The 24,152-nt window shown below is 57.0% G+C and carries 21 protein-coding genes; 3 read left to right on the top strand and 18 right to left on the bottom strand.

The window, feature by feature from the left end:
• Positions 1-13: 13 nt before the first annotated feature.
• Genes DFR26_RS08385 through DFR26_RS08375 form a run of 3 tightly spaced genes read right to left on the bottom strand, consistent with a single transcriptional unit; the run spans position 14 to position 2,990 of the window.
• Positions 14-469, bottom strand: a complete 456-nt coding sequence (locus DFR26_RS08385; RefSeq protein ID WP_116208501.1) for a cytochrome c-type biogenesis protein — start codon at positions 467-469, stop codon at positions 14-16.
• Positions 466-1,029: a DsbE family thiol:disulfide interchange protein gene (locus DFR26_RS08380; protein WP_116208500.1), complete on the bottom strand. Its 564-nt coding sequence runs from the start codon at positions 1,027-1,029 to the stop codon at positions 466-468. Before DFR26_RS08380 ends, DFR26_RS08385 begins: the two co-directional genes overlap by 4 nt.
• The gene (locus DFR26_RS08375) at positions 1,026-2,990 is read right to left on the bottom strand and encodes a heme lyase CcmF/NrfE family subunit (protein WP_116208499.1); all 1,965 of its coding nucleotides are present in this window, start codon (positions 2,988-2,990) and stop codon (positions 1,026-1,028) included. Before DFR26_RS08375 ends, DFR26_RS08380 begins: the two co-directional genes overlap by 4 nt.
• Positions 2,991-3,211: 221 nt before the next feature.
• Between DFR26_RS08375 and fabA the strand changes: the two genes are divergently transcribed.
• The 3 genes from fabA to DFR26_RS08360 all read left to right on the top strand — a co-directional run bounded on the left by fabA (position 3,212) and on the right by DFR26_RS08360 (position 6,593).
• A complete protein-coding gene (fabA, locus tag DFR26_RS08370) occupies positions 3,212-3,736 on the top strand; it encodes a bifunctional 3-hydroxydecanoyl-ACP dehydratase/trans-2-decenoyl-ACP isomerase (protein WP_116208595.1) in 525 nt (174 codons plus the stop codon).
• Between the two features lie 13 nt (positions 3,737-3,749).
• Positions 3,750-4,964, top strand: coding sequence for a beta-ketoacyl-ACP synthase I (gene fabB, locus DFR26_RS08365; RefSeq protein WP_116208498.1), 1,215 nt, complete (start codon positions 3,750-3,752; stop codon positions 4,962-4,964).
• Positions 4,965-5,066: 102 nt separating this feature from the next.
• Positions 5,067-6,593 (top strand): flavin-containing monooxygenase, encoded by a 1,527-nt coding sequence (locus DFR26_RS08360; protein ID WP_116208497.1) that lies wholly within the window; start codon positions 5,067-5,069, stop codon positions 6,591-6,593.
• A 43-nt stretch (positions 6,594-6,636) separates the two neighbouring features.
• On the opposite strand, the gene tilS is transcribed toward DFR26_RS08360, so the two are convergent.
• From tilS to frr, 15 genes are all read right to left on the bottom strand, one after another.
• Positions 6,637-7,932 (bottom strand): tRNA lysidine(34) synthetase TilS, encoded by a 1,296-nt coding sequence (gene tilS / locus DFR26_RS08355; RefSeq protein WP_116208496.1) that lies wholly within the window; start codon positions 7,930-7,932, stop codon positions 6,637-6,639.
• Positions 7,929-8,897, bottom strand: coding sequence for an acetyl-CoA carboxylase carboxyltransferase subunit alpha (locus tag DFR26_RS08350; protein WP_116208495.1), 969 nt, complete (start codon positions 8,895-8,897; stop codon positions 7,929-7,931). Before DFR26_RS08350 ends, tilS begins: the two co-directional genes overlap by 4 nt.
• A 63-nt stretch (positions 8,898-8,960) precedes the next feature.
• Positions 8,961-12,413, bottom strand: a complete 3,453-nt coding sequence (gene dnaE, locus DFR26_RS08345) for a DNA polymerase III subunit alpha (RefSeq protein ID WP_116208494.1) — start codon at positions 12,411-12,413, stop codon at positions 8,961-8,963.
• A complete protein-coding gene (rnhB, locus tag DFR26_RS08340) occupies positions 12,410-12,985 on the bottom strand; it encodes a ribonuclease HII (RefSeq protein ID WP_116208493.1) in 576 nt (191 codons plus the stop codon). Before rnhB ends, dnaE begins: the two co-directional genes overlap by 4 nt.
• Complete coding sequence (gene lpxB / locus DFR26_RS08335; protein WP_116208492.1) at positions 12,982-14,154, bottom strand: lipid-A-disaccharide synthase; 1,173 nt, start codon at positions 14,152-14,154, stop codon at positions 12,982-12,984. The genes rnhB and lpxB overlap by 4 nt, the downstream gene beginning before the upstream one ends.
• A gap of 75 nt (positions 14,155-14,229) precedes the next feature.
• Positions 14,230-15,006, bottom strand: a complete 777-nt coding sequence (lpxA, locus tag DFR26_RS08330) for an acyl-ACP--UDP-N-acetylglucosamine O-acyltransferase (RefSeq protein WP_116208491.1) — start codon at positions 15,004-15,006, stop codon at positions 14,230-14,232.
• Positions 15,003-15,440 (bottom strand): 3-hydroxyacyl-ACP dehydratase FabZ, encoded by a 438-nt coding sequence (gene fabZ, locus DFR26_RS08325; RefSeq protein ID WP_116208490.1) that lies wholly within the window; start codon positions 15,438-15,440, stop codon positions 15,003-15,005. The genes lpxA and fabZ overlap by 4 nt, the downstream gene beginning before the upstream one ends.
• Positions 15,441-15,491: 51 nt before the next feature.
• Positions 15,492-16,514: a UDP-3-O-(3-hydroxymyristoyl)glucosamine N-acyltransferase gene (gene lpxD, locus DFR26_RS08320; protein WP_116208489.1), complete on the bottom strand. Its 1,023-nt coding sequence runs from the start codon at positions 16,512-16,514 to the stop codon at positions 15,492-15,494.
• Positions 16,515-16,516: 2 nt separating this feature from the next.
• Positions 16,517-17,029: an OmpH/Skp family outer membrane protein gene (locus tag DFR26_RS08315; RefSeq protein ID WP_116208488.1), complete on the bottom strand. Its 513-nt coding sequence runs from the start codon at positions 17,027-17,029 to the stop codon at positions 16,517-16,519.
• A gap of 5 nt (positions 17,030-17,034) precedes the next feature.
• Entirely contained in the window at positions 17,035-19,404 is a 2,370-nt protein-coding gene (gene bamA / locus DFR26_RS08310; RefSeq protein WP_245953046.1) for an outer membrane protein assembly factor BamA, read from the bottom strand.
• A 13-nt stretch (positions 19,405-19,417) separates the two neighbouring features.
• The gene (rseP, locus tag DFR26_RS08305; protein WP_116208487.1) at positions 19,418-20,779 is read right to left on the bottom strand and encodes an RIP metalloprotease RseP; all 1,362 of its coding nucleotides are present in this window, start codon (positions 20,777-20,779) and stop codon (positions 19,418-19,420) included.
• A 13-nt stretch (positions 20,780-20,792) separates the two neighbouring features.
• Positions 20,793-22,007: a 1-deoxy-D-xylulose-5-phosphate reductoisomerase gene (gene ispC / locus DFR26_RS08300; protein ID WP_116208486.1), complete on the bottom strand. Its 1,215-nt coding sequence runs from the start codon at positions 22,005-22,007 to the stop codon at positions 20,793-20,795.
• Positions 22,008-22,010: 3 nt separating this feature from the next.
• Positions 22,011-22,820 (bottom strand): phosphatidate cytidylyltransferase, encoded by an 810-nt coding sequence (locus DFR26_RS08295; protein ID WP_116208485.1) that lies wholly within the window; start codon positions 22,818-22,820, stop codon positions 22,011-22,013.
• Complete coding sequence (gene uppS / locus DFR26_RS08290) at positions 22,813-23,592, bottom strand: polyprenyl diphosphate synthase (protein WP_116208484.1); 780 nt, start codon at positions 23,590-23,592, stop codon at positions 22,813-22,815. The genes DFR26_RS08295 and uppS overlap by 8 nt, the downstream gene beginning before the upstream one ends.
• Before the next feature lie 3 nt (positions 23,593-23,595).
• A complete protein-coding gene (gene frr / locus DFR26_RS08285) occupies positions 23,596-24,150 on the bottom strand; it encodes a ribosome recycling factor (protein WP_116208483.1) in 555 nt (184 codons plus the stop codon).
• Between the last annotated feature and the right edge of the window lie 2 nt (positions 24,151-24,152).

The following is a 24,152-nucleotide window of genomic DNA, read 5'->3' as shown; positions in this document are numbered from 1 at the left end:
GCACTCAAACCCATCATCCTCGGCGCTCCTCAGACAGCACGCGCTGCAACTGCTCAGCTTCTTGCGCAGATAGCGGTTTCGACTTCGCCACCACCCCGCGCGTTCGCCGCCACATGATAAAGCCGGCAACCAGCAACAACACAAATGGGCCAAACCACAGCACATAGGTGCTCGCACGCATTGGTGGTTTGTAGGTAATAAAGTCGCCATAGCGGGTGATTAGGTAGTCGCGAATCTCGCCATCGCTTTGGCCGGCCTTGACCTGCTCATAGACGCGATCCTTCAGGTCGCCCGCCAAGCCGGCATCTGAGCCCGCAAGGTTGGTGTTTTGGCATTTTGGGCAACGCAGCTCATCGATGAGTGCGCGGTAGCGCGTCTCTTGCAATGGCGTATCAAAGTCCCGCACATCAATGGCCGCCTGAGCGCCGGCACTAAACACCGCCAATAGCATCATCAACGCATATTTCATGGCAATTGCTCCTGCTCAAACTCAGCGACAAGCGCGTCATAGCGCGGCTTCAGCTCGGTCTGCCACGCCTTCGGATCGAGCACACCCACGGCGCGATAGCGAATGATGCCGTTGGCATCGACCAGATACGTCTCGGGCGCTCCATAGACGCCAAGATCAATACCGAGGCTGCCATTTTCATCAAAAATGACCTGATCGAAGGCATTACCGTTATTGACCAGCCAGCCCAGAGCCGCCTCCCGATTATCTTTGTAATTCACGCCAATAATGCGCACACCCTGCGCTGACAACGCCAATAACACGGGGTTTTCCACCAAACACGAGACGCACCAAGTCGCCCATACGTTGAGCAGCGTGACGTGGCCTTTCAGTAGCGTTTGGTCAAGTATTTGCTCGGGCTCCGCCAAGCTTGGCAGGCTAAAAGCAGGCACTGCTTGGCCGAGTCGCGCGGAGGGTAAAAATGAGGGATCCGTGCCATTGCGACTAAACAGCAATACCGCCAGCGCTAAAAACAACGCCAACGGCACAGCGAAAATCAACCAACGTGATGCGTTTTTCATGCGCGTGCTCCCGCCGCTGCTCGCGCAGGCGCGGCTTTATGACGGTAGCGCTTATCGAGCATCGACATAAATGCGCCAAGCGCCATAACCAAGGCACCAAACCACATCCAGCGCACCATGGGTTTGACATAGACCCGCACCGCCCACGCGCCGTTATCGAGCGGCTCGCCCAAGGCCACATAAACATCACGCCACAAGGTGCCGGTGATGGCCGCCTCGGTCATGGGATTTTGCTGCACGCGGTAAATACGTTTCTCCGGATGCAAGACCTCCGACCACAGCCCCGAACTCAACACTAAGGTGCCGCGCTGCGCGGTGTAATTTGGCCCGCGATGATCCTTCACGCCATCGAAGCGGAAGTCATAAGCACCCACAGACAGCACCTCACCGGGTGCAAGCCGTACATCTTTTTCTACACTGTAATGTGACGTGAGTGCCACACCCAAGACCACCATGACTAAACCCAGGTGTCCAAGCTGCATGCCCCAATAACTGCGAGTGAGCTTCTGAAGGCCGGCCCAGCGCGTGCGTGCATGACGGGTTTTCATGATGATGTCTTCAAGCAAGGCACCAAGCACCCACGCCGATAGACCAATGCTTAGCGCCACCAACCACGGCACATCGCCATAGATCAGCCATGGCAAACCGATTGCCGCGACCACGGCGGCAATGGCAACGCGCCAAAGCGGTAACAAACGCTGGCTGAGCGTGTCGCGCTTCCAGTTTAGGTGCGGGCCAATGGCCATAAACACCATCAGCACTAAGGTCAGCGGCACAAACAGCACATTGAAATACGGCGGGCCAACCGAGATTTTGCCCAAATCCAAGGCATCGGCGAGCAGCGGAAACAGGGTACCGAGCAAGACCGTCACGGTCGCCGTGAGCAAAAATAGGTTATTGATCATTAAAAAGAAATCGCGCGACACCGTGGTGTGACGGCTTTCGCTTTGCAGGCTGTGACCACGCCAAGCAAAGAGCGCCAGTGAGCCGCCCACAACGACAATCAAAATCCCTAAAATATACAAACCGCGAGATGGATCGGAGGCGAATGCGTGCACTGAGGTGAGCACGCCTGAGCGCACTAAAAATGTGCCGAGCAAGCTCAATGCGAAGGCAATAATCGCCAACAGCACAGTCCAGGCTTTAAACACGCCGCGCTTTTCAGTAACCGCCAATGAGTGCAGCAAAGCTGTGCCCGCTAGCCACGGCATAAACGAGGCATTTTCCACGGGGTCCCAAAACCACCAGCCACCCCAGCCGAGCTCGTAATACGCCCACCACGATCCGAGCGCGATGCCTAGGCTCAAAAATGCCCATGAGGCCAATGCCCAAGGCCGCGACCAACGCGCCCACGCCGAATCCAAGCGGCCATTGAGCAGGCCGGCGAGCGCAAAGGCAAAAGGTACGGCAAGACCGACATAGCCCATATACAACATGGGGGGATGAAAGATCAGGCCGGGGTCTTGCAGCAGCGGGTTGAGGTCATTGCCTTCAATGGGGAAGTCAGGCAATAGGCGATTAAACGGGTTGGAGGTGAACAGCACAAAGCTCAGCATGGCCGTGCTGATGAGGCCCAAAATGGCCAGCACGCGCGCAGTCATCACCAATGGCAAGGCTTGCGAGAAGCGCGCCACGGCGGCGGTCCAGCCCGCCAGCACCAACACCCAAAGCAGCAATGAGCCCTCGTGACCGCCCCACACCGCGGATATTTTATACCACACCGGCAATAAGGTATTGGACTGGCGCGCCACATAATCAACGCTGAAATCATTGAGCAAAAATGCGGCCGTGAGGCCTGCAAACGACAACGCCAAAAGCGCAAATTGCGCGTAGGCAGCCGTGCGTGCGATCGCCTGAATACGCGGCTCACCACGCACCACACCAAGCCATGGCAAAGTGCCTTGCAACAAGGCCACCACAGCGGCCAACACCAGTGCAAACTGACCCAGTTCAACCCACATAGTTACCCCCCATAATGGTCGCGCAAGCGCACAACAGGTCGCCATCATACCCACGCCACCGGCGCTGTCCAGCAACACCGCTTAGTCAATCCACTTCATTGTTGTTAACGGTTTGTGGCACCTAGCAAACACATTTGGAAACAACTCTACGGCCAATGGGTAAGTTTTATGCCAAGGTGCAGTTGCTACCATGGGCCAAGCAAAATTCATCAAGGAAATTTATGAGCGACGTTCATCAACAAAGCAGCTTCAGCCGCGAGGAACTCATTGCCTGTGCCCACGGCGAACTGTTTGGACCAGGTAACGCCCGCCTGCCTTTGCCCAATATGCTGATGATGGATCGCATCACCCACCTCGCGCGTGATGGTGGCTCGGCCGGCAAAGGCAAAATCATTGCCGAGCTCGATATTCACCCTGATCTGTGGTTTTTCCAATGCCATTTTGAGACCGACCCCGTGATGCCCGGCTGCTTAGGCCTCGACGCACTCTGGCAACTACTTGGCTTTTATCTGGGCTGGCGTGGCAATCCTGGTCGCGGTCGCGCACTCGGCTGCGGCGAGGTGAAATTTTTCGGCCAAGTGTTGCCCACCGGCAAAACCTTGCGTTACGAGCTCGATGTCACGCGGATGGTCGAGCGCAAGCTGATCATGGGCATCGCCAATGGCCGCGTGCTACTCGATGATCGCGAGATCTACACCGCCAGCGATTTAAAAGTCGGCCTCTTTACCAGCACCGATCATTTCTAAGCAGGAGCTCGCCATGCGTCGCGTTGTTATCACCGGATACGGCATTGTCTCTTGCTTAGGCCACGACACCGAAACCGTCAGACACAGCCTGTTCAACGGCATCTCAGGCATTCGTGCCAATGCAACATATACCGAGATGGGCTTTCGCAGCCAAGTCAGCGGCTCCATTCGTGATCTTGATCTCGACGCACTCATCGATCGCAAAATGCGCCGCTTCATGGGCGATGCCGCCGCCTATGGCTATGTTGCATTGACTCGTGCCATCGACATGGCGGGATTGACACCAGAGCAGGTCGTTAACCCGCGTACCGGCTTAGTCGCTGGCTCCGGTGGCGCCTCCAGCACCAACCAAGTCGCCGCTGCTGACATCGCTCGTGACAAAGGCGTGAAACGCATTGGGCCTTATATGGTGCCGCGCACCATGGCCTCTACCCTGTCGGCATGTTTATCGACGGCGTTCAAAATCAAAGGCGTGAATTACTCCATTGCCTCAGCTTGCGCGACTAGCGCGCACTGCATTGGCCATGCCGCGGAACTCATTCAGCTCGGCAAACAAGATGTGGTGTTTGCCGGCGGCGGCGAAGAGGAAGCTTGGGAGGAATCGTGTTTGTTTGATGCCATGGGCGCCATGTCGAGCAAATACAACGACACACCGGAAAAAGCTTCTCGCGCTTATGACGCCAACCGCGATGGTTTCGTGATTGCTGGTGGTGCCGGCATGGTAGTCGTCGAGTCCTATGACCATGCGGTAGCGCGTGGTGCCACGATTTTGGCGGAAATCATTGGCTACGGCGCCACATCCGATGGCCATGACATGGTCGCGCCCAGTGGCGAAGGTGCCCAGCGCTGTATGGAAATGGCGCTGCAAAGCGTCGACACACCCATCAACTACCTGAATACCCATGGCACCTCGACACCCGTTGGCGATTTGGCTGAGCTGAAAGCCATTCGTGCGGTGTTTGGCGATAACGCGCCGCACATCAGTTCCACGAAGTCACTCTCTGGTCACTCGCTCGGCGCGGCTGGCGCGCAAGAGGCAATTTATTGTCTGATCATGCTGGCCAATGATTTTGTCACGGCCTCAGCCAATATTGAGACGCTAGACCCTGAGGCCGAGGGCTTGCCGATTGCTCTAAAGCGCATTGAGAACGCCGGCTTGAAAACCATCATGAGCAATAGTTTTGGCTTTGGCGGCACCAATGCCAGCTTGGTATTACGGAAGATTTAAACGCCAACCAGACAAATGTTACAGTGCGCACTGTCAAAATAGATTGACCGCTGAAATGAAACGCCTTAGCTTAAGACACGGTTTATTTCAGCGAGTCACATCATGTCTGTTCAACACCACGATATTTTGATTATTGGCGCCGGCCTGTCCGGTATTGGCGCTGCTTGCCATCTCAGTCGTCAGTGCCCAAACAAGTCCGTCGCTATTTTAGAGCGTCGCCAAGCCATGGGCGGTACCTGGGATTTGTTTCGCTACCCCGGCATCCGCTCCGACTCCGACATGTTTACCTTCGGCTATAGCTTTAAACCTTGGATAGAGTCGCGCGTATTGGCCGATGGTCCGTCCATCAAGCGCTACATGAGCGAGACCGCTCGCGAATACGGCATTGATAAAAAAATCCGTTACGGCCGCCAAGTCATCAAATCAAATTTCTCCACAAAATCTGGCCTATGGACTGTCGAGGCAGTCGATGAAGCCAGCGGTGAAAAGGAAAAATACAGCGCTAATTTCCTCATGGTGTGCACTGGTTATTACAACTACGACAAAGGCTTCCGGCCCGAGTTTGCCAACGAAAAAGCCTTTACAGGCGAGATCGTGCACCCGCAATTTTGGCCTGAAAATCTCGACTACACCGGCAAGCGCGTGGTGATTATTGGTAGCGGCGCAACGGCCATCACCTTGTTGCCAACCATGACCGATAAAGCCGCGCACGTGACCATGCTGCAGCGCTCGCCGACCTACATTATGTCGGTACCGGCGATAGATCCGGTGGCGCGTACGCTGCAAAAGGTATTGCCGGAAAAAGCCGTTTATCGCATCAATCGCATTCGCAATATCGGCCTGCAGCGCCTGCTGTTTCAAGCCGCCCGCAGTCGCCCCGCCGCCGTGCGGCGCTTACTTTTAGGCTTGGTGAAAAAACAGCTCGCCGGCAGCCATATCGACATGAAACATTTCACGCCCAGCTATGCACCGTGGGATCAGCGCCTGTGCGTCGTGCCCAATGGCGACTTATTTCGCGTGTTACGAGAAGGCAAAGCCAGCATCGCCACCGACCACATTGAAAAGTTCACCGAAACCGGCATTTTGCTGAAATCCGGCGAAGAAATTGCCGCCGACATCATCATCACCGCTACTGGCTTGGATGTGCAAATGGCCGGCGGCATGACGCTCAAGGTCGACAATAAAGCCGCGCCCATCAGCTCGCGCCTGACCTATAAAGGCGTGCTGATTGAAGGCGTGCCCAACGCGGCGGTGGTGTTTGGCTACACCAATGCCTCCTGGACGCTGAAAGCCGATTTAGCGAGCGAGTACGTGTGCCGTTTGATGAATCACATGGATGAGCATGGCTATCGCACGGTGGAGGTCCATGATCACGATAACTTGATCACCGAAGACACCGTGCTCGGCAGCTTAAGCTCTGGTTACATCAAGCGTGCCGCTGATCGACTGCCGCGCCAAGGCTCGAAATCGCCATTTCGTGTGGTGCAAGATTATCTGCGTGATGTACCGTTGATGCGCTTTAAACCCATCGACGATGGCTACTTGCAATTTGACGGTCAACCCGCACGCGCCGCCAGTGGATTAAGTCGTGTGACTGCACCACTACGAGCCGCCTTTGGTCGCAGCTAGAGGCCGTTTGCACAAACGCTAGCGCAAGGCGCTCAAGCACTCGTCATGACAGACACTTGAGCGCCACCACGTCATTGCCAGCCCAAACACACACCACTCGATGGCGCTGCCAAGGCGGAATGTTTTGCGCCTGGCACCAGTGCTTCACGCTCTGGCTCGGCCCCTGCGCATTGGGGCGATAACGCTCACCGCCACGCCGCGCCGCCAGCCGCCACGGCCGACTCAATAGCCCGGGAAGCAGCGCCAAAGCAGGCGCCTGAAATAGCTCCGCTAACCGCCATTCGCATCCAGCCCAGAATAGCGGCTGCTGCGGATCTGGCCAGTCTATGCCCTCCGGCAACGCTGCCAACTCGGCATCATGAAGCACATACAAACGCTGCTTATATCGCCGCAATGACCAGCCGGCCCATGCCAGCTGCGGCTGCGCATCGGCGCGTGCCAGCACTAACTCCGACACCACACGCGGCCAATAGCGCTTGGGCAATGACGGCGCCTGAGCACGGCTCAACCAGCGCGCAATTAGGCTCTGATGCACGGTCTGAGGCAGGGCCATCAGCGCCAGCATATCGAGGCTTGCGGTGCGCTCATCGAGCAACGGCGCGAGGGCATTATCGGCAAATATATCAAGTGCTTGCGCTTGCTCGGCAAGCTGCTCAGCGGCTTGCGCTAATTGCATCGAGGCGCCGGGCCAGTGCTGCTTTAGGCGCGGCAGAATGTCGTGGCGCAAGGCCGTACGGGCAAAGCGCGGATCATCATTGGCGGGATCATGCACGGCAGATAAATCGCTATGCTCAGTGCCCTCTAGGCAATGCATGAGCTGCTGGCGCGACACACTCAACCAAGGCCGCCAGCGCCGGCGTGCCGTGCCATCAGGCAAGCGCCAGATGCTCTCGGCGCGCATGGCCGCCAAACCTTGCAAGCCGGCGCCGCGCATCAGTCGGAGCATCAGCGTTTCCGCTTGATCGTCTTGATGGTGCGCCAAGAGCAGCGCCTCATCGGCCCGGCAATCGCCGATCAGCGCTTCGTAGCGTGCCGCACGCGCAGCCGACTCCAAGCTGGCCTGCGCACTCACCTGCACACGAATGACGTTTGCCGGTACCGACAGCGCCCGCGCTTGCTGCAAGGCCTGCGATGCCCATGCATCGGCATCGGCATGCAGGCCGTGATGGATATGCACGGCTCGCAGGCGGTAATTAAGTGAGGGGGCGATGTGCGCCAGCGCCATGAGCAGCGCCAATGAATCCGGCCCAGCACTCAGGGCCAGCACGAGGCCGCGAATGTGCGGGGTGTCGAGTTGCCGCGCGCGCAGAAACGCGTCAAGCGCGGCCACCGGGTTCATGCGCTGGGCAGCTGCTCGGTGTTGCCGTAGCTCATTAGGCGCTCATAACGACGACCGATCAGCGCTGAATGATCTAGGCTGCGGAGCTTTTTCAGCTGGCTGCGCAACGAGTTGCGTAAGTTATCCGCCATTTTGTCCATGTCGCGATGCGCGCCGCCCAAGGGCTCAGCCACCAGATCATCGACAAAACCTAAGGCTTGCAAGCGCGAGGCCGTCAGGTTCATGGCCTCAGCAGCCTCAGGCGCTTTCGCCGCGGTTTTCCACAAAATCGACGCACAGCCTTCCGGTGAGATCACCGAATAGGTGCTGTATTGCAGCATCAATAAGCTATCGCAGACGCCAATCGCCAGTGCACCGCCGGAGCCGCCCTCGCCGATCACCGTGGAGATAATCGGCGTTTTTAAGCGCGACATAACCGCCAGATTTTTAGCAATGGCTTCGCTCTGGCCGCGCTCTTCGGCATCGATGCCTGGATACGCGCCGGGCGTGTCGATAAACGTGAAAATGGGCATTTTGAAGCGCTCGGCCATTTCCATCAGACGAAGTGCTTTGCGATAGCCCTCAGGGCGCGGCATGCCAAAATTACGGCGCACTTTCTCGCGCACATCGCGGCCTTTTTGATGGCCAATAATCATCACTGGCTCGCCCATAAAGCGCGCGGTGCCACAAATCAGCGCAGCGTCATCGGCGAAACTACGGTCGCCATGGAGCTCATCAAAATCAGTAAATAAGCGCTGCACATAATCCATGGTGTAAGGACGGCGCGGGTGCCGCGAGATTTGCGAGACCTGCCAGGAGCTGAGATTGGTGAAAATATCTTCGGTGAGGCTGAGGCTTTTTTGGCGTAGCCGATATACTTCATCGTCGATATTTAAGCTCGTGCCACTACCGACCTGCTTAAGCCCTTCAATCTTGGCTTCCAGCTCGGCAATGGGTTGTTCGAATTCGAGGTAATCAGGATTCATGAATCGCTCTCATTAACTATGCGCCGAGTGTAGCCGACACAGCGCGGCGCGCAAACCTGCAACTTAGTAGAGTATGCGCACACTGTCGTGGCCTAGGCGCTGGCGCAATCCGCGCAATAGCGGATCGGTGAGTTTTACCCGCCACTGCTCGCCGCCCATAAAGGTCGCTTGCGCCGCCGGATGTTGCACGCGAAAACGCAATAACGCCCCGTCATCTGAGCGTTGTGTCATCAGCCATTCGGTCAGATCGTGAACACCACGCAGACCCAGCGCCACAGGCACGGTTAGCTCCAGACCCTTGCTCAAGCGCGTGCGCGCATCGACTAAAGGTTGAATATGTTTGGCCACGACTTTCAGCGCGCCGACATACTCATCCATCGATACTTCTCCTTCAATGACCAGCACACTATCCGTGCTGAGCAGCGGCCGAACGTGCTCCAGCACCTCATTAAAGACGGTGACTTCAACTCGTGCGGTACGGTCATCGATGGTCAAAAAGGCTCGCGAGCCGCGCGCGCCTTTCATGATGCGATGGCCCATTAGCAAACCCGCCACGGTGGTATTTTGGCCACGGCGCGTGGGCTGCAAATCGGCTAAGCGGCAGGTCACGAGGCGCCCTAACTCAGCTTCGTATTGATCGATCGGATGGCCGGTGAGGTAGAGCCCGAGCGTTTCTTTTTCGGCCTGTAGGCGCTCATCTTCGCTCCACTCCATGGCCTCGGCCCATTCGCCCGAGGGCGCGGCCTCAACGACATCACCAAACAGGTCGACCATGCCGCAGTCATCGTTGCGGGCTTGCTGCTCGGCGGCCGCCACGGCATTTTCCAGCGATGCCATGAGCACGGCGCGATGCGCACCTTGGGCATCGAGCGCACCGGCACGAATCAAGGCCTCGAGTGCGCGCTTATTGAGCTTGCGCAAATCGATGCGGCGGGTGAAATCAAACAGATCCTGAAACTCGCCATCGGCTTCGCGAGCCGCCAGCAATGAGGCCACCGGCCCCTCGCCAACACCGCGAATAGCGCCGAGACCGTAGATCACCTCGCCGGCGTCATTGGCCACAAAGCGATAAGCTGATTCATTGACGCTCGGCGGACGAATGCTCAAGCCCATGGCGCGACATTCTTCAATAAACACCACGATTTTGTCGGTATTGGCCATCTCCGACGACAGCACCGCCGCCATGAACTCGGCGGGATAATTCACTTTCAGCCATGCGGTTTGGTAGGACACCAAGGCATAGGCGGCCGAGTGCGACTTGTTAAAGCCGTAGCCAGCAAACTTTTCCATGAGGTCGAAAATGCCGCCAGCCTGCGCGGGATCAACACCGCGCGCACCGGAACCTTCCATGAATTTGACGCGTTCTTTGGCCATCTCCTCAGGCTTTTTCTTACCCATGGCGCGGCGCAACATATCGGCGCCACCCAGCGAGTAGCCTGCCAAGACCTGGGCGATTTGCATGACCTGCTCTTGGTAGAGAATGACGCCATAGGTGTTTTCCAGCACCGGCTCCAGCTCAGGGTGCGGGTAGGCCACATCGGCGCGACCATGCTTACGATTGATGAAGTCGTCGACCATGCCCGACTCCAGCGGCCCCGGTCGATACAACGCCACCAGCGCCACCACGTCTTCAAAGCGCGAGGGCTTGAGCTTTTTAATAAGCTCCTTCATGCCGCGCGATTCGAGCTGGAAAATCGCCGTGGTTTTGCCCTCAGACATGGTGCGATACGGCACCGGGTCATTGAGCGGAATGCGGTCAATGTCGATCGCCGCCTCGCCGCGCCGCGCGCGCTTGGCGTTAATATCTTTCAATGCCCAGTCGATGATGGTGAGCGTGCGCAGACCCAAAAAGTCGAACTTCACCAAACCGACCGACTCAACATCGTCTTTATCGTATTGGCTGACCCATTTGCCTTCGTCGTCGGTGTAGACCGCAGTGAAATCGGTGAGCTTACCCGGCGCAATCAAAACACCGCCGGCGTGTTTACCCACGCCGCGCGTGATGCCTTCGAGCTTGAGCGCCATCTCCCAAATTTCCAGCGCGTCGTCGTGATCGCTCATTTCGGCAACGCTGAGCAATTCCTCGAGCATGGGCTCTTGCTGACGGGCCTCTTCGAGCGAGATACCGGGCGTGAACGGAATCATTTTCGAGATGCGATCGGCCAAACCATAGGCCTTGCCGAGCACGCGCGCGACATCCCGCACCACCGCTTTCGCAGCCATGGTGCCAAAAGTGATGATCTGCGACACCGCGTGGCGGCCATAATGATTGGCGACATAATCGATGACGCGGTCGCGACCTTCCATGCAAAAGTCGATATCAAAGTCGGGCATCGAGACCCGCTCAGGATTCAAAAAGCGCTCAAACAATAGGTCGTATTTGATCGGATCTAAATCGGTAATCAGCAGCGAATACGCCACTAACGAGCCGGCGCCTGAACCTCGCCCCGGCCCAACCGGCACGCCGTTTTCTTTCGCCCAGCGGATAAAATCCATGACGATGAGAAAGTAGCCGGGAAAGCCCATTTGATTAATGATATTGAGCTCAAACTCCAGCCGCGCCTTGTATTCGGCCTCAATGCTCGGCATGTCTTCGCGCGTGCGATCAAAGAGCTTATCGAGGCGTTTTTGCAGGCCCTCATGCGAGAGCTGCGAGAAATACTCGGCCATGGTCAGGCCCGGTGGCACCGGGAAGTCGGGCAGATAGTTTTTGCCCAAACTCAAGCTCAGGCTGCAGCGCTTGGCGATCTCCACGGTATTGGCCAAGGCCTCAGGAATATCGCTAAACAGCGCCTGCATTTGCTCGGTGGTTTTGAAGTATTGCTCGGCGCTGTAGTCGCGCGGGCGGCGTGGGTCATCGAGGGTATAGCTTTGCGCAATACTCACCCGCACCTCATGCGCCTCGAATTCCTCCGGTGTCAGAAAGCGCACATCATTGGTCGCCACCACCGGGCATTGCAGGCGTTCAGCGAGCGCCATTGCGGCATGCAAATGATCCTCTTCGCCATCGCGGCCGGTGCGTTGTAACTCCATATATACCCGCGATGGACACAGCGCCATCCACGCACTCAGGAGGCGATCGGCCTGCGCAATATCACTGCCAATAAGCGCCTGACCGACATCACTGCTGCGGCTCAAGAGAAAGATCAGGCCCTCATGGCGTGCGCTTAAATCGGCATAGGCCAATACCGGCCGACCTTGCTCTTGGCCGGTAATATAGGCCTGCGAGATCAGCGCCATCAGGTTTAAATAGCCGGTGTTGTTGAGCACCAAGGCGGTGACTAGGCTCACGGCATCGCCTTGGCGAATGACTAAATCCGCCCCAAAAATCGGCTTAATAGCCTTTTTTTGCGCGGCTTTATAAAACTTCACCAAGCCGTAGAGGTTCATCAGGTCGGCCATGGCCACGGCGGGCATCTCGGCGGCTGCCGTGGCTGAGACTAAGGCGGGGATACGGACGATCGAGTCTTGCAAGGAAAACTCTGAACGCACGCGTAAATGCACAAAACCGGTCATGTCGCACTCATCAATAAACACTGACGCACCGGCGCAAAGGAGCGGCGGTGCTGAGGTAAGGGGCCAAGCGCGGCGAGCGCGCTCAAGTGCGCGGCGGTCGGATAGCCTTTATGGCGATCAAAGCCATAGCCCGGATGTTGCGCATGCAGCGCGGCCATCTCGGCATCTCGCGCGACTTTCGCGAGAATGCTCGCCGCGCTAATTTCAGCGACTTTACTATCGCCTTTCACCACCGCCTCGGCTGTCATCGGCAATACCGGGCAGCGATTACCATCAACCATCACATGGTCGGGCTGAATGCTCAGCGCCGCCACCGCACGCTGCATGGCGAGCAAAGTGGCCTGCAAGATATTTAGCGCATCGATCTCTGCTGGCTCGGCACGTCCTAGCGCCCAGCACAGTGCATCACGCCGAATAGTCTCGGCCAAGGCCTCGCGCTTGGCCGCCGTGAGCTTTTTCGAGTCGGCCAAGCCGGCAATGGGCTTGCGCGGGTCCAAAATCACCGCCGCAGTGACCACGGCGCCAATCAATGGCCCACGGCCCACTTCATCAACCCCGGCGACTAGGCTCACGGCACGCGCACCGGCTTCGCGAGCAAGGCACTGATGGCCCGTGCGCCGGTGACACTGGCATTGGCCGCCAATTGCGCATGAAATTGTTGGAAGCTGCTCTGTGTCTGGCTGATGCGCACGGGGTCATTCAGCCAAGCCAGCACTTCCTTGGCGATGTTGTCGGGATTGGCTTGACCCTGCAATAGCTCCGGCACCAGACGCCGACCAGCCAGTAAATTCGGTAGGCTAACAAACGGGATGCGCACCAAAAAGCGCGCAATCAACCAGGTCAGCCAATGCAGGCGATAGGTCACCACCATGGGCTTTTTCAAGAGCAGCGCCTCGAGCGTGGCGGTTCCCGAAGTCAACGCGACGATATCGCTAGCGGCCATGACCTCGCGCCCCACGCCCGCCCCACGCTGCTGATCAAACACGCGAATGGGCAGCTCCGGGTAGCCGGCCACCAGCGCATCGATATCGGCGCGGCGCTCGGCATTGATGGCGGGAATCATAAATTGGCAGCCCGGTCGCTGCGCATGAATACGCTGCGCCGCATCGAGCAACAACGGCAGCATGCTGGCCACTTCACCGCGGCGACTGCCGGGCAATAACGCCAGCCATTCGCCACCACCAATACCGAGTCGCTGACGCGCGGCCTGGGTGTCATTGAGCATCGGCAGGCTATCGGCGAGTGGATGGCCAACAAACACGGCATCCACCGCGTGTTGGTCGTAGAAGGCTTTCTCGAATGGCAACAGACACAGCATCAGGTCAACGCTGGCGCGAATGCCATGTACCCGACCCTGCCGCCACGCCCACACCGACGGACTCACGTAATGCACGGTGCGCAGGCCTTTGGCCTTCAGTTCGGCAGCAATACGCAGATTAAAATCAGGCGCATCGATGCCAATAAAGACATCAATTTTTTGCGCCAGCAAATGCGCGATAAGTTGATCTCGAATACCAAATAATTCACGCAAACGACCCAGCACTTCGACCAAGCCCATCACCGATAAGCGCTCCATGGGCACCAGCGTCTCGGCGCCTTCGGCGAGCATTTGCGGGCCGGCAATACCGATAAATCGCGCCTGCGGATACTGCACTTTTAAGGCGCGAATGAGATCGGCACCGAGCGTATCGCCAGAGGCTTCACCGGCGACAATGCCAAAAACGGGGGACTTAAGCGTCATCGAGATACTCGTAAGATCGGCGCCACATCACCGCGCCCCAAGCTGCACGCAGGCATGACGCGAGCGCCTAAAGCCTTAGCGCGCAATACCACGCGTGGAGGCGCGCAGGGTATCGATAAACAGCTGGATTTCGGGTGCATCAACAGCCAACGCCTCGAGGACTGGGTACGCAGCGTCGAGCGTCAGGCCATCACGGTAGACCGCTTTATAGGCTTTGCGCAGCGCATTGAGCGTTTGTGATGACCAGCCGCGACGCTTGAGACCCTCAAAGTTCATGCCCCGCGCCTCAGCGGGGTTACCGCTGGCCATGACATAGGCCGGAATGTCTTTAAACAGCGTGGTGCCGCCGCCAAGCATGGCATGCGAGCCAATGCGGCAGAACTGATGAATACCGGAGTTGCCGCCAATGATGACGTGATCGCCAATCACCACATGACCGGCGATGCCGACATTGTTAGCGAAAATGCCATCGTTGCCGATGATCACATCGTGGGCGACATGGGTGTTGACCATTAGCAAATTACGGCTACCGATCTTGGTCAGGCTTTGATCCTGCACGGTGCCACGATGCAGCGTGCAGGATTCGCGAATGATGTTGTCATCGCCGATCTCCAAGCGCGTCGGTTCATCGCGATACTTTTTGTCTTGGCAATCGCCGCCCACCGAGGCGAATTGGTAAATGCGGTTACGCTCGCCAATCACCGTTGGGCCGCTAATGACCGCATGCGGACCCACCCACGTGCCCGCGCCAATCACCACGTCGGGACCGACAATGCTGTAGGGACCGATGCACACGTCATCGGCAAGTTCGGCTTTGCTATCGACAATGGCGGTGGCGTGGATATCTGTCATAGGGTTTGCTCGGCAATGATGATGTCGGCACTGGCGGCTAATTCGCCGTTGACTAAAGCGCGGCAAGAAAACTTATAAATATGACGGCGCGACCCGGTCGCCACCGCTTCGAGTATCAGCTGATCGCCTGGCACGACTTGACGCTTAAAGCGCACGTTATCGGCGCCAGCAAAGACGTATAAATGCCCGGTTTCTGGACTTTTTTCATAGGTATAGAAACCCAACACGCCGGCAATCTGCGCCATCGCCTCGATCATCAAAACACCGGGCATAATGGGCTTGGCAGGGAAATGGCCTTGGAAAAACTGCTCATTGATGGTGACATTTTTATAGCCAACAATGCGCTTGCCCTTCTCGATTTCGGTGACACGATCGACAAATAAAAATGGGTAACGCTGCGGCAAGTAGTGCATAACCTGCTGAATATCCAACATATTTCTCTCCAAATGCGCTGAGCGAATGGCTCAGTCACATGCCGACCAATCCTAGTCGCGGTTTTTTTCTAAGCGCTGCACGCGCGTCGCCAAGTCATCGAGGCGGCGCAGACGAACAGCCATTTTTTTCCAGGCATCGGTGCGGTCAAAAGCCGTACCCGAGGAGTACGAGCCAGGCTCCGTAATGGATTTAGTGACCATGGTCATGCCGGTGATTTGCACGCCATCGCAAATTTGAATATGACCCACCACGCCAACACCACCAGCCAAAATGCAATGCGCACCAATCTGCGTGCTACCGGAGATACCGCAACACGCAGCAATTGCCGTGTGCGCGCCAATAATCACGTTATGGGCGATCTGCACTTGGTTGTCGATGATGGCGCCAGTATGAATCTCGGTGTCTTCCAACGCACCCCGGTCAATGGTCGTATTGGCGCCAATATCGACATCATCGCCAATGACCACTGCGCCGAGCTGAGCAATTTTGCGCCACTGACCGCGCTCATTGGCAAAGCCGAAGCCGTCGCCACCAATAACCGCGCCGCTGTGAACTTGCACCCGGTTGCCTAAGCGACAATCGTGATAAATCACCACGCGGCTACGGATGCGGCAATTCTCACCGAGCACCACGCGGTCGTGAATGACGCTGCCAGCCTCAATGAGGCTGCCGGCGCCAATCACCACGCCATCGCCAATGACAACCTGCGCACCAATACTGACGCCCTCGCCAAGCACCGCGCTCTCGGCCACCACCGCACTGTTGTGCACGCCCGCCGCAGGCTGAGGCGTGCGATCAAAACGATGCGATAACGTCGCAAATGCAAGGTATGGATTGGCCAGCAGCAAGGCGTTGCCGGTGAAATCACCGAGATCATCGTGGCGCAGCAATACCGCCCCGGCTTGCGTGGCGGCAAGCTGACTGCGGTATTTGGGGTTTGCCAAAAACGCTAACTCGTGGGGTGCTGCGGCGGCCAAGGTATTCATGCCCTGCACGCAATGATCAGGTTCACCGCGCAATTCAGCACCAACGGCTGCGGCGAGTTCGCCGAGGCTAATGCCGGCAGCCGTCATGCTTACTTACCTGCGTTTAAGCGATCAACCACGCGCTTGGTGAGGTCGAGTTCTGGCGTCACATAAACCGCGGAGCGGCGATCCAAAATGATGTCATAGCCGCCGGATTTGCGTAGATCATCGAGAATGCCTTCAAGGCTTGGCAATAAACGCTTGAGCAAATCTTGCTGGGCTTGTTGGGTGCGCTCTTGAACTTGCTGAATCAGTACATTGAACTCTTGGGCTTTTTGATCGGCTTGATCGCGCAGCGCTTTTTTGCTGCTTTCCGACATGGTCGCGCCTTCTTTTTGGAAACGCTGCTCCATGGCTTTGATGTCATTGCGCAGGCCATCTAAACGATCACGCTGCGGCTTCATGCTGGCATTAAGCTTTTCTTGTGCAGCGCGCGCGGCATTAGAGGCCAGCAGCGCAGCTTCACGATCCAACATCGCAATTTTGGTGCCGTCGGCGGCCATGACCGGCATGGCGGAAAACACCGTGGCACTTAGGATGACGCTAGCTAATAGTTTTTTCATGTCGCTTAGAATCCTTGACCGAGTGAGAATTGGAAGACTTGGGTGTCATCACCGTCTTCGTCGTTGAGTGGCTGCGCGATGGCAAACGTGAGCGGCCCAATGGGTGTGATCCATGACAAACCCAGACCTACGCTATAGCGCAAATTATCGAACGATGGCTTGAAGTCTTCACCATTAAAGCCTTGGATTTTCGTGTCGAAAATATTACCGGCATCGAAGAAGGCCAAGGTGCGGACTTTGTTATTGTCTTCAATAAATGGCGTGGGGAAGATCAGCTCAAAGCCTGCTTCAATTTGCACATTACCGCCAATAGACTCAGCCGGCGCGTTGTTGAGCAAGGTGGCAGGATTTGTGAACGTATTTAACAAACGACTGCGTGGGCCCATGGAGTTGTCGCGGTAACCGCGCACCGAACCGAAGCCACCGCCAAAGAAGTTGCGATAAAACGGCAGATCATCGCCGCCGCCGAGGCCATCGCCATAGCCTAAACGCGCAAAGCTGCGACCCACCCAACGGCCAGAAACGGGAATGTAGCGCTGGGCATTGTAGGTGAGCTTGTAAAAAGCAATGTCACTGCCTGGCAAGCCCATTTCCACCGCGGCTGTTTGTGAGCCACCAGCCGTTGGGAAGACACCGCGGTTAAGCGTGTTGCGCTGCCACGAGGCGCTACCTAAATAGGTACCAAAGCTGCTGCCATTTTTCTGGTCAAAGTTAAACACCACCTCTGAGGGCTGAACGCCAACCTGCACATCGGTGATGTCATAGCCTGCCGAGAAACTAATCGTTTCAGTTTCATCAATGGGGTAGCTGAAGCTGATGTTGCCGCCCAAGGAGTCGGTGGCGTAGTTGCTGATGTTTAAATTATCGAACTTGGTTTGACGCAAATAGACATTAAAACCGCGGCTAATGCCCTCTGGCGTAAAATACGGATTTACATAAGAAAAATTATAGGCATCACGAATATCTGAACGATTTAGGCCAATCGATACGCGATTACCAGTGCCTAGGAAGTTGGTCTGACTAACGCTGGCACCGAACACCAAGCCGGCGTTTTGCGAGAAACCGACGCTTGCCGAAATCGACCCCGAGGGCTGCTCGGTGACAGCGACATTGACATCGACCTGATCGGTCGTGCCCGGCACACGCACATTTTCACTTTTGACTTCGCCAAAATAGCCTAGGCGCTCTAGGCGCACTTTCGACAGGTCAATTTTCTCACCCGAGGCCTGCGCGCCTTCGAACTGGCGCATCTCACGACGCAGCACTTGGTCATCGGTTTTTAAGTTGCCGGTGAAGTTGATACGACGCACCGACATCACCCGATTGGGGTTGATGTAATACACCAGTTTCGCGGTTTTGTTGGCATCATCGAGCTCAGGCACGCCTTGCACATCGGCAAATAAATAGCCTTCACGACCCAAACGACGACTGATGATATCGCTGGTTAAGGTGACGATTTTTTGCGAATAAGTCTGGCCAGGCTGCGTCAACAACAACGGCTTCAGATCGTCCTCAGGGACAGGAAACTCACCGGCCATGCGCACATCGCCGACTTTATAGAGGTCGCCCTCTTTCACGTTGATGTCGATATAGACCTGGTCTTTATCGGGCGACAAACTGACTTGGGTGGAGTCGATATTAAAGCGCAAATAACCACGATCTAAGTAATAGCTGCGCAGTGTTTCAAGGTCGGCGCTGAGCTTTTCGCGCGAGTACTTATCATCGCCATAAATAAATGACAGCAGATGGCTCGATTGCAGCTGCAGCTGTTTCAGCAACTCGGCATCATCATAAACATCGTTGCCATTGATGCTGACACGCTTGATGCGCGCGGTGTCGCCTTCTTTGATATCGATGGTGACAGCCACACGGTTACGCGGCATTGGCTTCGCCGTGGCGGTAACGACCGCACCATAGCGGCCTTGGGCGGCGTATTGGCGCTGTAATTCGAGCTTGACCTGATCGAGTGCAGCGCGCTTGTAGACCTCGCCCTCACCCAGGCCAATCGACTTCAAGCCTTTCAACAAGTCCTCTTTACCGATGGACTGGTTGCCTTTGAGCTCAATGCTGGCAATGCTTGGGCGCTCCACCACACGAATGATCATGTCATCGCGCTCGCGCAGCACCTGAACGTCTTCAAACTGGCCCGAGGCAAACAGCGCACGCACGCTGTCGGCGCTCCGCTCATCGGTGAGCAAGCTGCCACTCGATACCGGTAATAGCGCATAAACACTGGCAGCAGAGAGACGGCCAAGGCCTTCTAGGCGAATGTCATTAATGACAAAGCTTTGGGCGTAAACAGGGGCACTGACCACGGCCGCGGCCAAGGGCAATAAAGAAAAAACGGGCCACGATGGCCGAAGCGGATTGATCACTCAAAAATTCCCATCAAAACAAGCGGCGTATGTCGTTTAAAATGGCCAGCAACATGACACTTCCCATGATGACGACCCCAATGCGTAATCCAAGCTGCTGCACGGCCTCCGGTAACGGACGGCGCCAGACAGCCTCAATGGCGTAATACAGTAAGTGCCCACCGTCTAACACCGGAATGGGCAGCAAATTTAACACCCCTAAGCTCACACTCAACAGCGCCATGAACCCTAACATGGCCTGCCAACCAATATCAGCGGTTTGGCCGGCGACTTTAACAATGGTGATCGGGCCACTCAAGGCATCGACGCCAATCAGGCCGGTGACCATTTTGCCCAATGAGCTCAATGACAGGCTGATCAAATGCCCGGTTTTTGTCACCGCAGCGGTTAACGCGTCAATCGGGCCCAGGTTGGCATTGCGGCGATAATGTGCCGGAATATCAACCGGTGCCTCTACAACGCCAATGCCCAAACGCCCGCGCGAACCGCTCATGGCAGAGCGATCAAGCTCAGGCGTGACCGTCAACACGAAGGTCTCGTTGGCGCGCACGAGGTCCCACGTCATGGCATTGTCGGGGCTGGCAACAATGGCCTCAACGATCTCTGCCCATTGTGCAATGGCTTGCCCATCGATGCGTAAAATTCGGTCGCCGGCCTGCAGTCCAGCGCGATCTGCTGGGCTGCCGGGCTGCACCACACCAATGACCGGCGGCATCACCGGCGTCCAAGGCATCATGCCGAGCTCTCGATACGGATCGGCGTCAGAGCTACTCAGGTATTGATTGAGCTGCAGCGTTAGTTGCTGCGCGCTCGTCGCACCACTCGGGCGAACCTCAAGCGTCAGCGCCCCCGACTCACCCATGTGATCGATGAGCGCGTAGGTGGACGACTCCCAGTTGTTAACTGAGCGACCGCCAATACGCAGCAGTTCATCACCTGGCTGCACACCGGCCATGGCCGCCGGGCTGTCCGGCAACACACGGCCAACGATCGGCTTTAAGCCGCCATCGCCCTGCATAAACAGCACCCAGTAGAGCAGCACCGCGAGTAATAAATTGATGGCCGGACCGGCGGCGACAATGGCCATCCGCGCCCACACCGACTGGCGATTAAAGGCCCGCGCTTGCAACGCTTCCGGCACCTCGCCCTCGCGCTCATCAAGCATCCGCACATAACCACCGAGCGGAATCGCTGAGAGGCGATACTCCACGCCATCACGCGCGGTACGACGCCAAATAGCGGGGCCAAAACCAATAGAAAACGTCAGAACTTGCACACCGCAACGGCGCGCCACCCAAAAATGGCCGAACTCATGAATGGCAATAAGCGGCCCAAGTACGAGGATGCCCGCGAGAACAATAGTAAGTATCGACATTTACGTGTCCTCGTTAATCACTGGCCAGGGCTGATTGCGCCGCGATATAGCGTGTCGCGCAGGCGCGGGCTTCTTGATCGGCAGACAAGATAGTAGCTAATTCGCTCGCTGGCCGCACGGGCATTTGCTGCATAACGGCCTCAATGACCTCGGCAATGCCTTGAAAACTCAGCTCACCGGCCAAAAACGCGGCGACGGCCACCTCATTGGCGGCATTGAGCACGCACGGCCATGTGCCACCGGCGCAAATGGCCTCGCGCGCTAAACGCAAGCAAGGGAAGCGCGTGCTATCTGGCGCCTCAAAGCTGAGGCTGCCCATGCGCGTAAAATCCAGCGCTGCCACGCCTGAGCTGATGCGCTCAGGCCAGGCCAAAGCATGGGCGATGGGCGTGCGCATATCGGGCTGGCCCATTTGCGCTAACACCGATCCATCGGCGTAACGCACCATGGAATGAATAACACTTTGCGGGTGCACCACGACCTCAACTTGATCGGGCGTTGCTGAAAATAGCCAGCACGCCTCAATCAATTCGAGGCCCTTATTCATCAAGGTGGCGGAGTCGACGGAGATCTTTTGACCCATGCTCCAGTTCGGATGCTTCACGGCTTGGGCGGGCGTCACAGCGGCCAATTCAGCAGCGCTGGCCTGCAAAAACGGCCCACCTGAGGCAGTCAACACTAGGGAATCAATGCCAGTGGCGGTCAAACTGACGGGTGTGCCATTCGGCAAGCATTGAAAAATGGCATTGTGCTCTGAATCTATGGGCAACAAGGTCGCGCCATGCTCAGCCACTGCCTCCATAAAAATCGCGCCCGACATCACCAAAGCTTCTTTATTAGCGAGCAATACGCGCTTGCCAGCACGCACTGCCGCCAACGTCGGCAATAAGCCCGCGGCACCGACAATAGCGGCCATCACGGTATCGACTGCTGGCGCTGCCGCTACGTCTGCCAGAGCTTGCGCACCATAGCGGACCGTGGTTGCCGCGGCGCCATCTCGCAGCAGTTCTTGCAAGCGCTGCGCATCCGAGGCCGTCGCCACCACCGCCACCTCAGGCTGCCATGTCTGGCACAGTGCCGCGAGCGCATCAACTTTGCGATGGGCTGTCAGCGCGTAAACGCGATAGCGGCTGGGGTGGCGCGCCAAAACGTCCAACGTGCTCTGACCAATCGAGCCGGTTGCACCGAGTAGGGTAATACGTTGCGGCGACTCAACCGATGTGGGCATGAATTAAAAGCCGCCCGCCAACCACCAGCCGGCCATAAACACAGGTGCTGCCGCTGTTAGCGAATCGATGCGATCGAGCGCGCCGCCATGACCCGGGAAAATGCGACCCGAATCCTTAATGCCGGCACGGCGCTTGGCCATCGACTCAAACAAATCACCGAGCACCGATGCTAAGACAGTCAGCAGCGAAATACTCATAAACAACATGGCGCGGGCCATGTCGAGCGACAAGTAAATCGTGACACCAGCAATAATCAAGCTGGTCAGCAGCAGCCCGCCATACAGGCCTTCGCGGGTTTTTGCCGGGCTAACATGCACCGCTAATTTAACGCGACCAAAACGCCGCCCCGAGAAATACGCGCCGGTATCGGCACCCCAGACCAGCAGCAGCACATACATCAACCACCACGGTGATTGCGCGTGCAACGCCACCAAGCCGGCCCACGTGGGCAGCAGCAACATTAAACCGATCAGCGCCATGCGCCCACGCCCTGCCCATTGCGCGGTCTGCTCGGGGTACCGCATGACCCAGCCCAAAGCAAACAGCCAGGCAAATGAAGCGGCGACCATGAGGAGACCGGTTTGACTACTGAAGTCTTGGCGTTGGAAATAGGCGATGCCCATCGCCACCAAGGCAAGATAGCCAAAACGCTGCGCAAACGAGCGCAGCTGCATGAGGTTAGTCCACTCATAAGCGGCGATCAGCACCAACAGCGCGGCAAACACCGGAAAAGCGCCATAAACGCCGCCGAAAACACTCCACAGCACGATCGGTAATAACACCAGCGCTGTAATCACTCGCTGCTTAAGCATGAAAGGCCTCTATTTGTTCTGATGTTCGGCCAAATCGGCGCTGACGCTGGGCAAAATCTGCCAGCGCCGCCTGCAACTGCTCGTCGCCAAAATCTGGCCACAAGACATCACTAAAATACAGTTCGGCATATGCCGCCTGCCACAACACAAAATTGCTGATACGCAGCTCGCCACCCGTGCGAATCAATAAGTCCACGGGCGGTAGATCGGCCATTTCTACTGCAGCCCCTAAACGCTCAGGGGTGATATCGGCGGCGCTTATCTCGCCATTAGCAACCATGACACTCAGGCGCTGTGCGGCTTGTGCAACATCCCATTGGCCGCCGTAATTCACTGCAATAACCAAGGTCATGCGCTGATGCGCGGCTGTTTTTTCTTCGGCTGCACGCATGCCCGCTTGTAGCTCTGCCGAAAAGGCCGAGCGATCGCCAATAAATCGCAGACGAATACGCGCGCGATCGAGCTCTTGCACGCGGGCATCGAGGGCAAATAAAAACAGCTGCATGAGCGCCGCCACTTCATCGGCCGGCCGGCGCCAGTTTTCACTGGAGAAGGCAAATACCGTGAGCACATCCACCGGCGCTTTCGCGGCCAGCTCAACCACCTGGCGCAAGGCTAGCTCGCCGGCACGATGGCCTTCGTTGCCCGGCAGCTCTCGGCGCTTCGCCCAACGATTATTGCCATCCATGATGATGGCAATGTGGCGTGGCAACGCGGCGAGGCTATCAGCCGCATCGGGGGCAGCACTGTCTGTGGGAGGCTGTGCCGTCATGGCTTAGACCTGCATCAACTCAGCTTCTTTAGCGGCGAGCATCTGATCAGCCTCCGCTACGGATTTATCGGTGATTTTTTGCACCTCATCGCTGGCGCGACGCTCATCATCTTCGGAAATTTCTTTTTCTTTTTGCAGCTCTTTGATATCCGCCAAAGCATCGCGACGAATATTACGAATCGCCACACGCGCACCTTCAGTCTCTTGGCGTGCGAGCTTCTGCATATCTTTACGGGTTTGTTCGGTTAGTGCGGGCAGCGGCACGCGAATAACATCGGCAGTGACTGGATTCAGCCCCAAATCCGAGTTGCGAATGGCTTTATCAATGGCGGCGATCATGGTCCGCTCATAGGGCTGCACGAGCAAGGTGCGTGCGTCATCGACGTTGACGTTAGCGACCTGCATGAGCGGCGTATCGGTACCGTAATACGGCACCATGACGTCTTTGAGCATGGCTGGATGCGCACGGCCGGTACGGACGCGGCTAAACGCCTGCTCGAGCGAGTCCAGCGATTTTTGCATGCGGACTGCACAGTCCTTTTTAATGTCATCTAGCATGT

The sequence above is a fragment of the Paraperlucidibaca baekdonensis genome (assembly GCF_003387535.1).
Taxonomy (GTDB): domain Bacteria; phylum Pseudomonadota; class Gammaproteobacteria; order Pseudomonadales; family Moraxellaceae; genus Perlucidibaca; species Perlucidibaca baekdonensis.
This window is presented reverse-complemented; position numbering and strand designations above follow the sequence as displayed.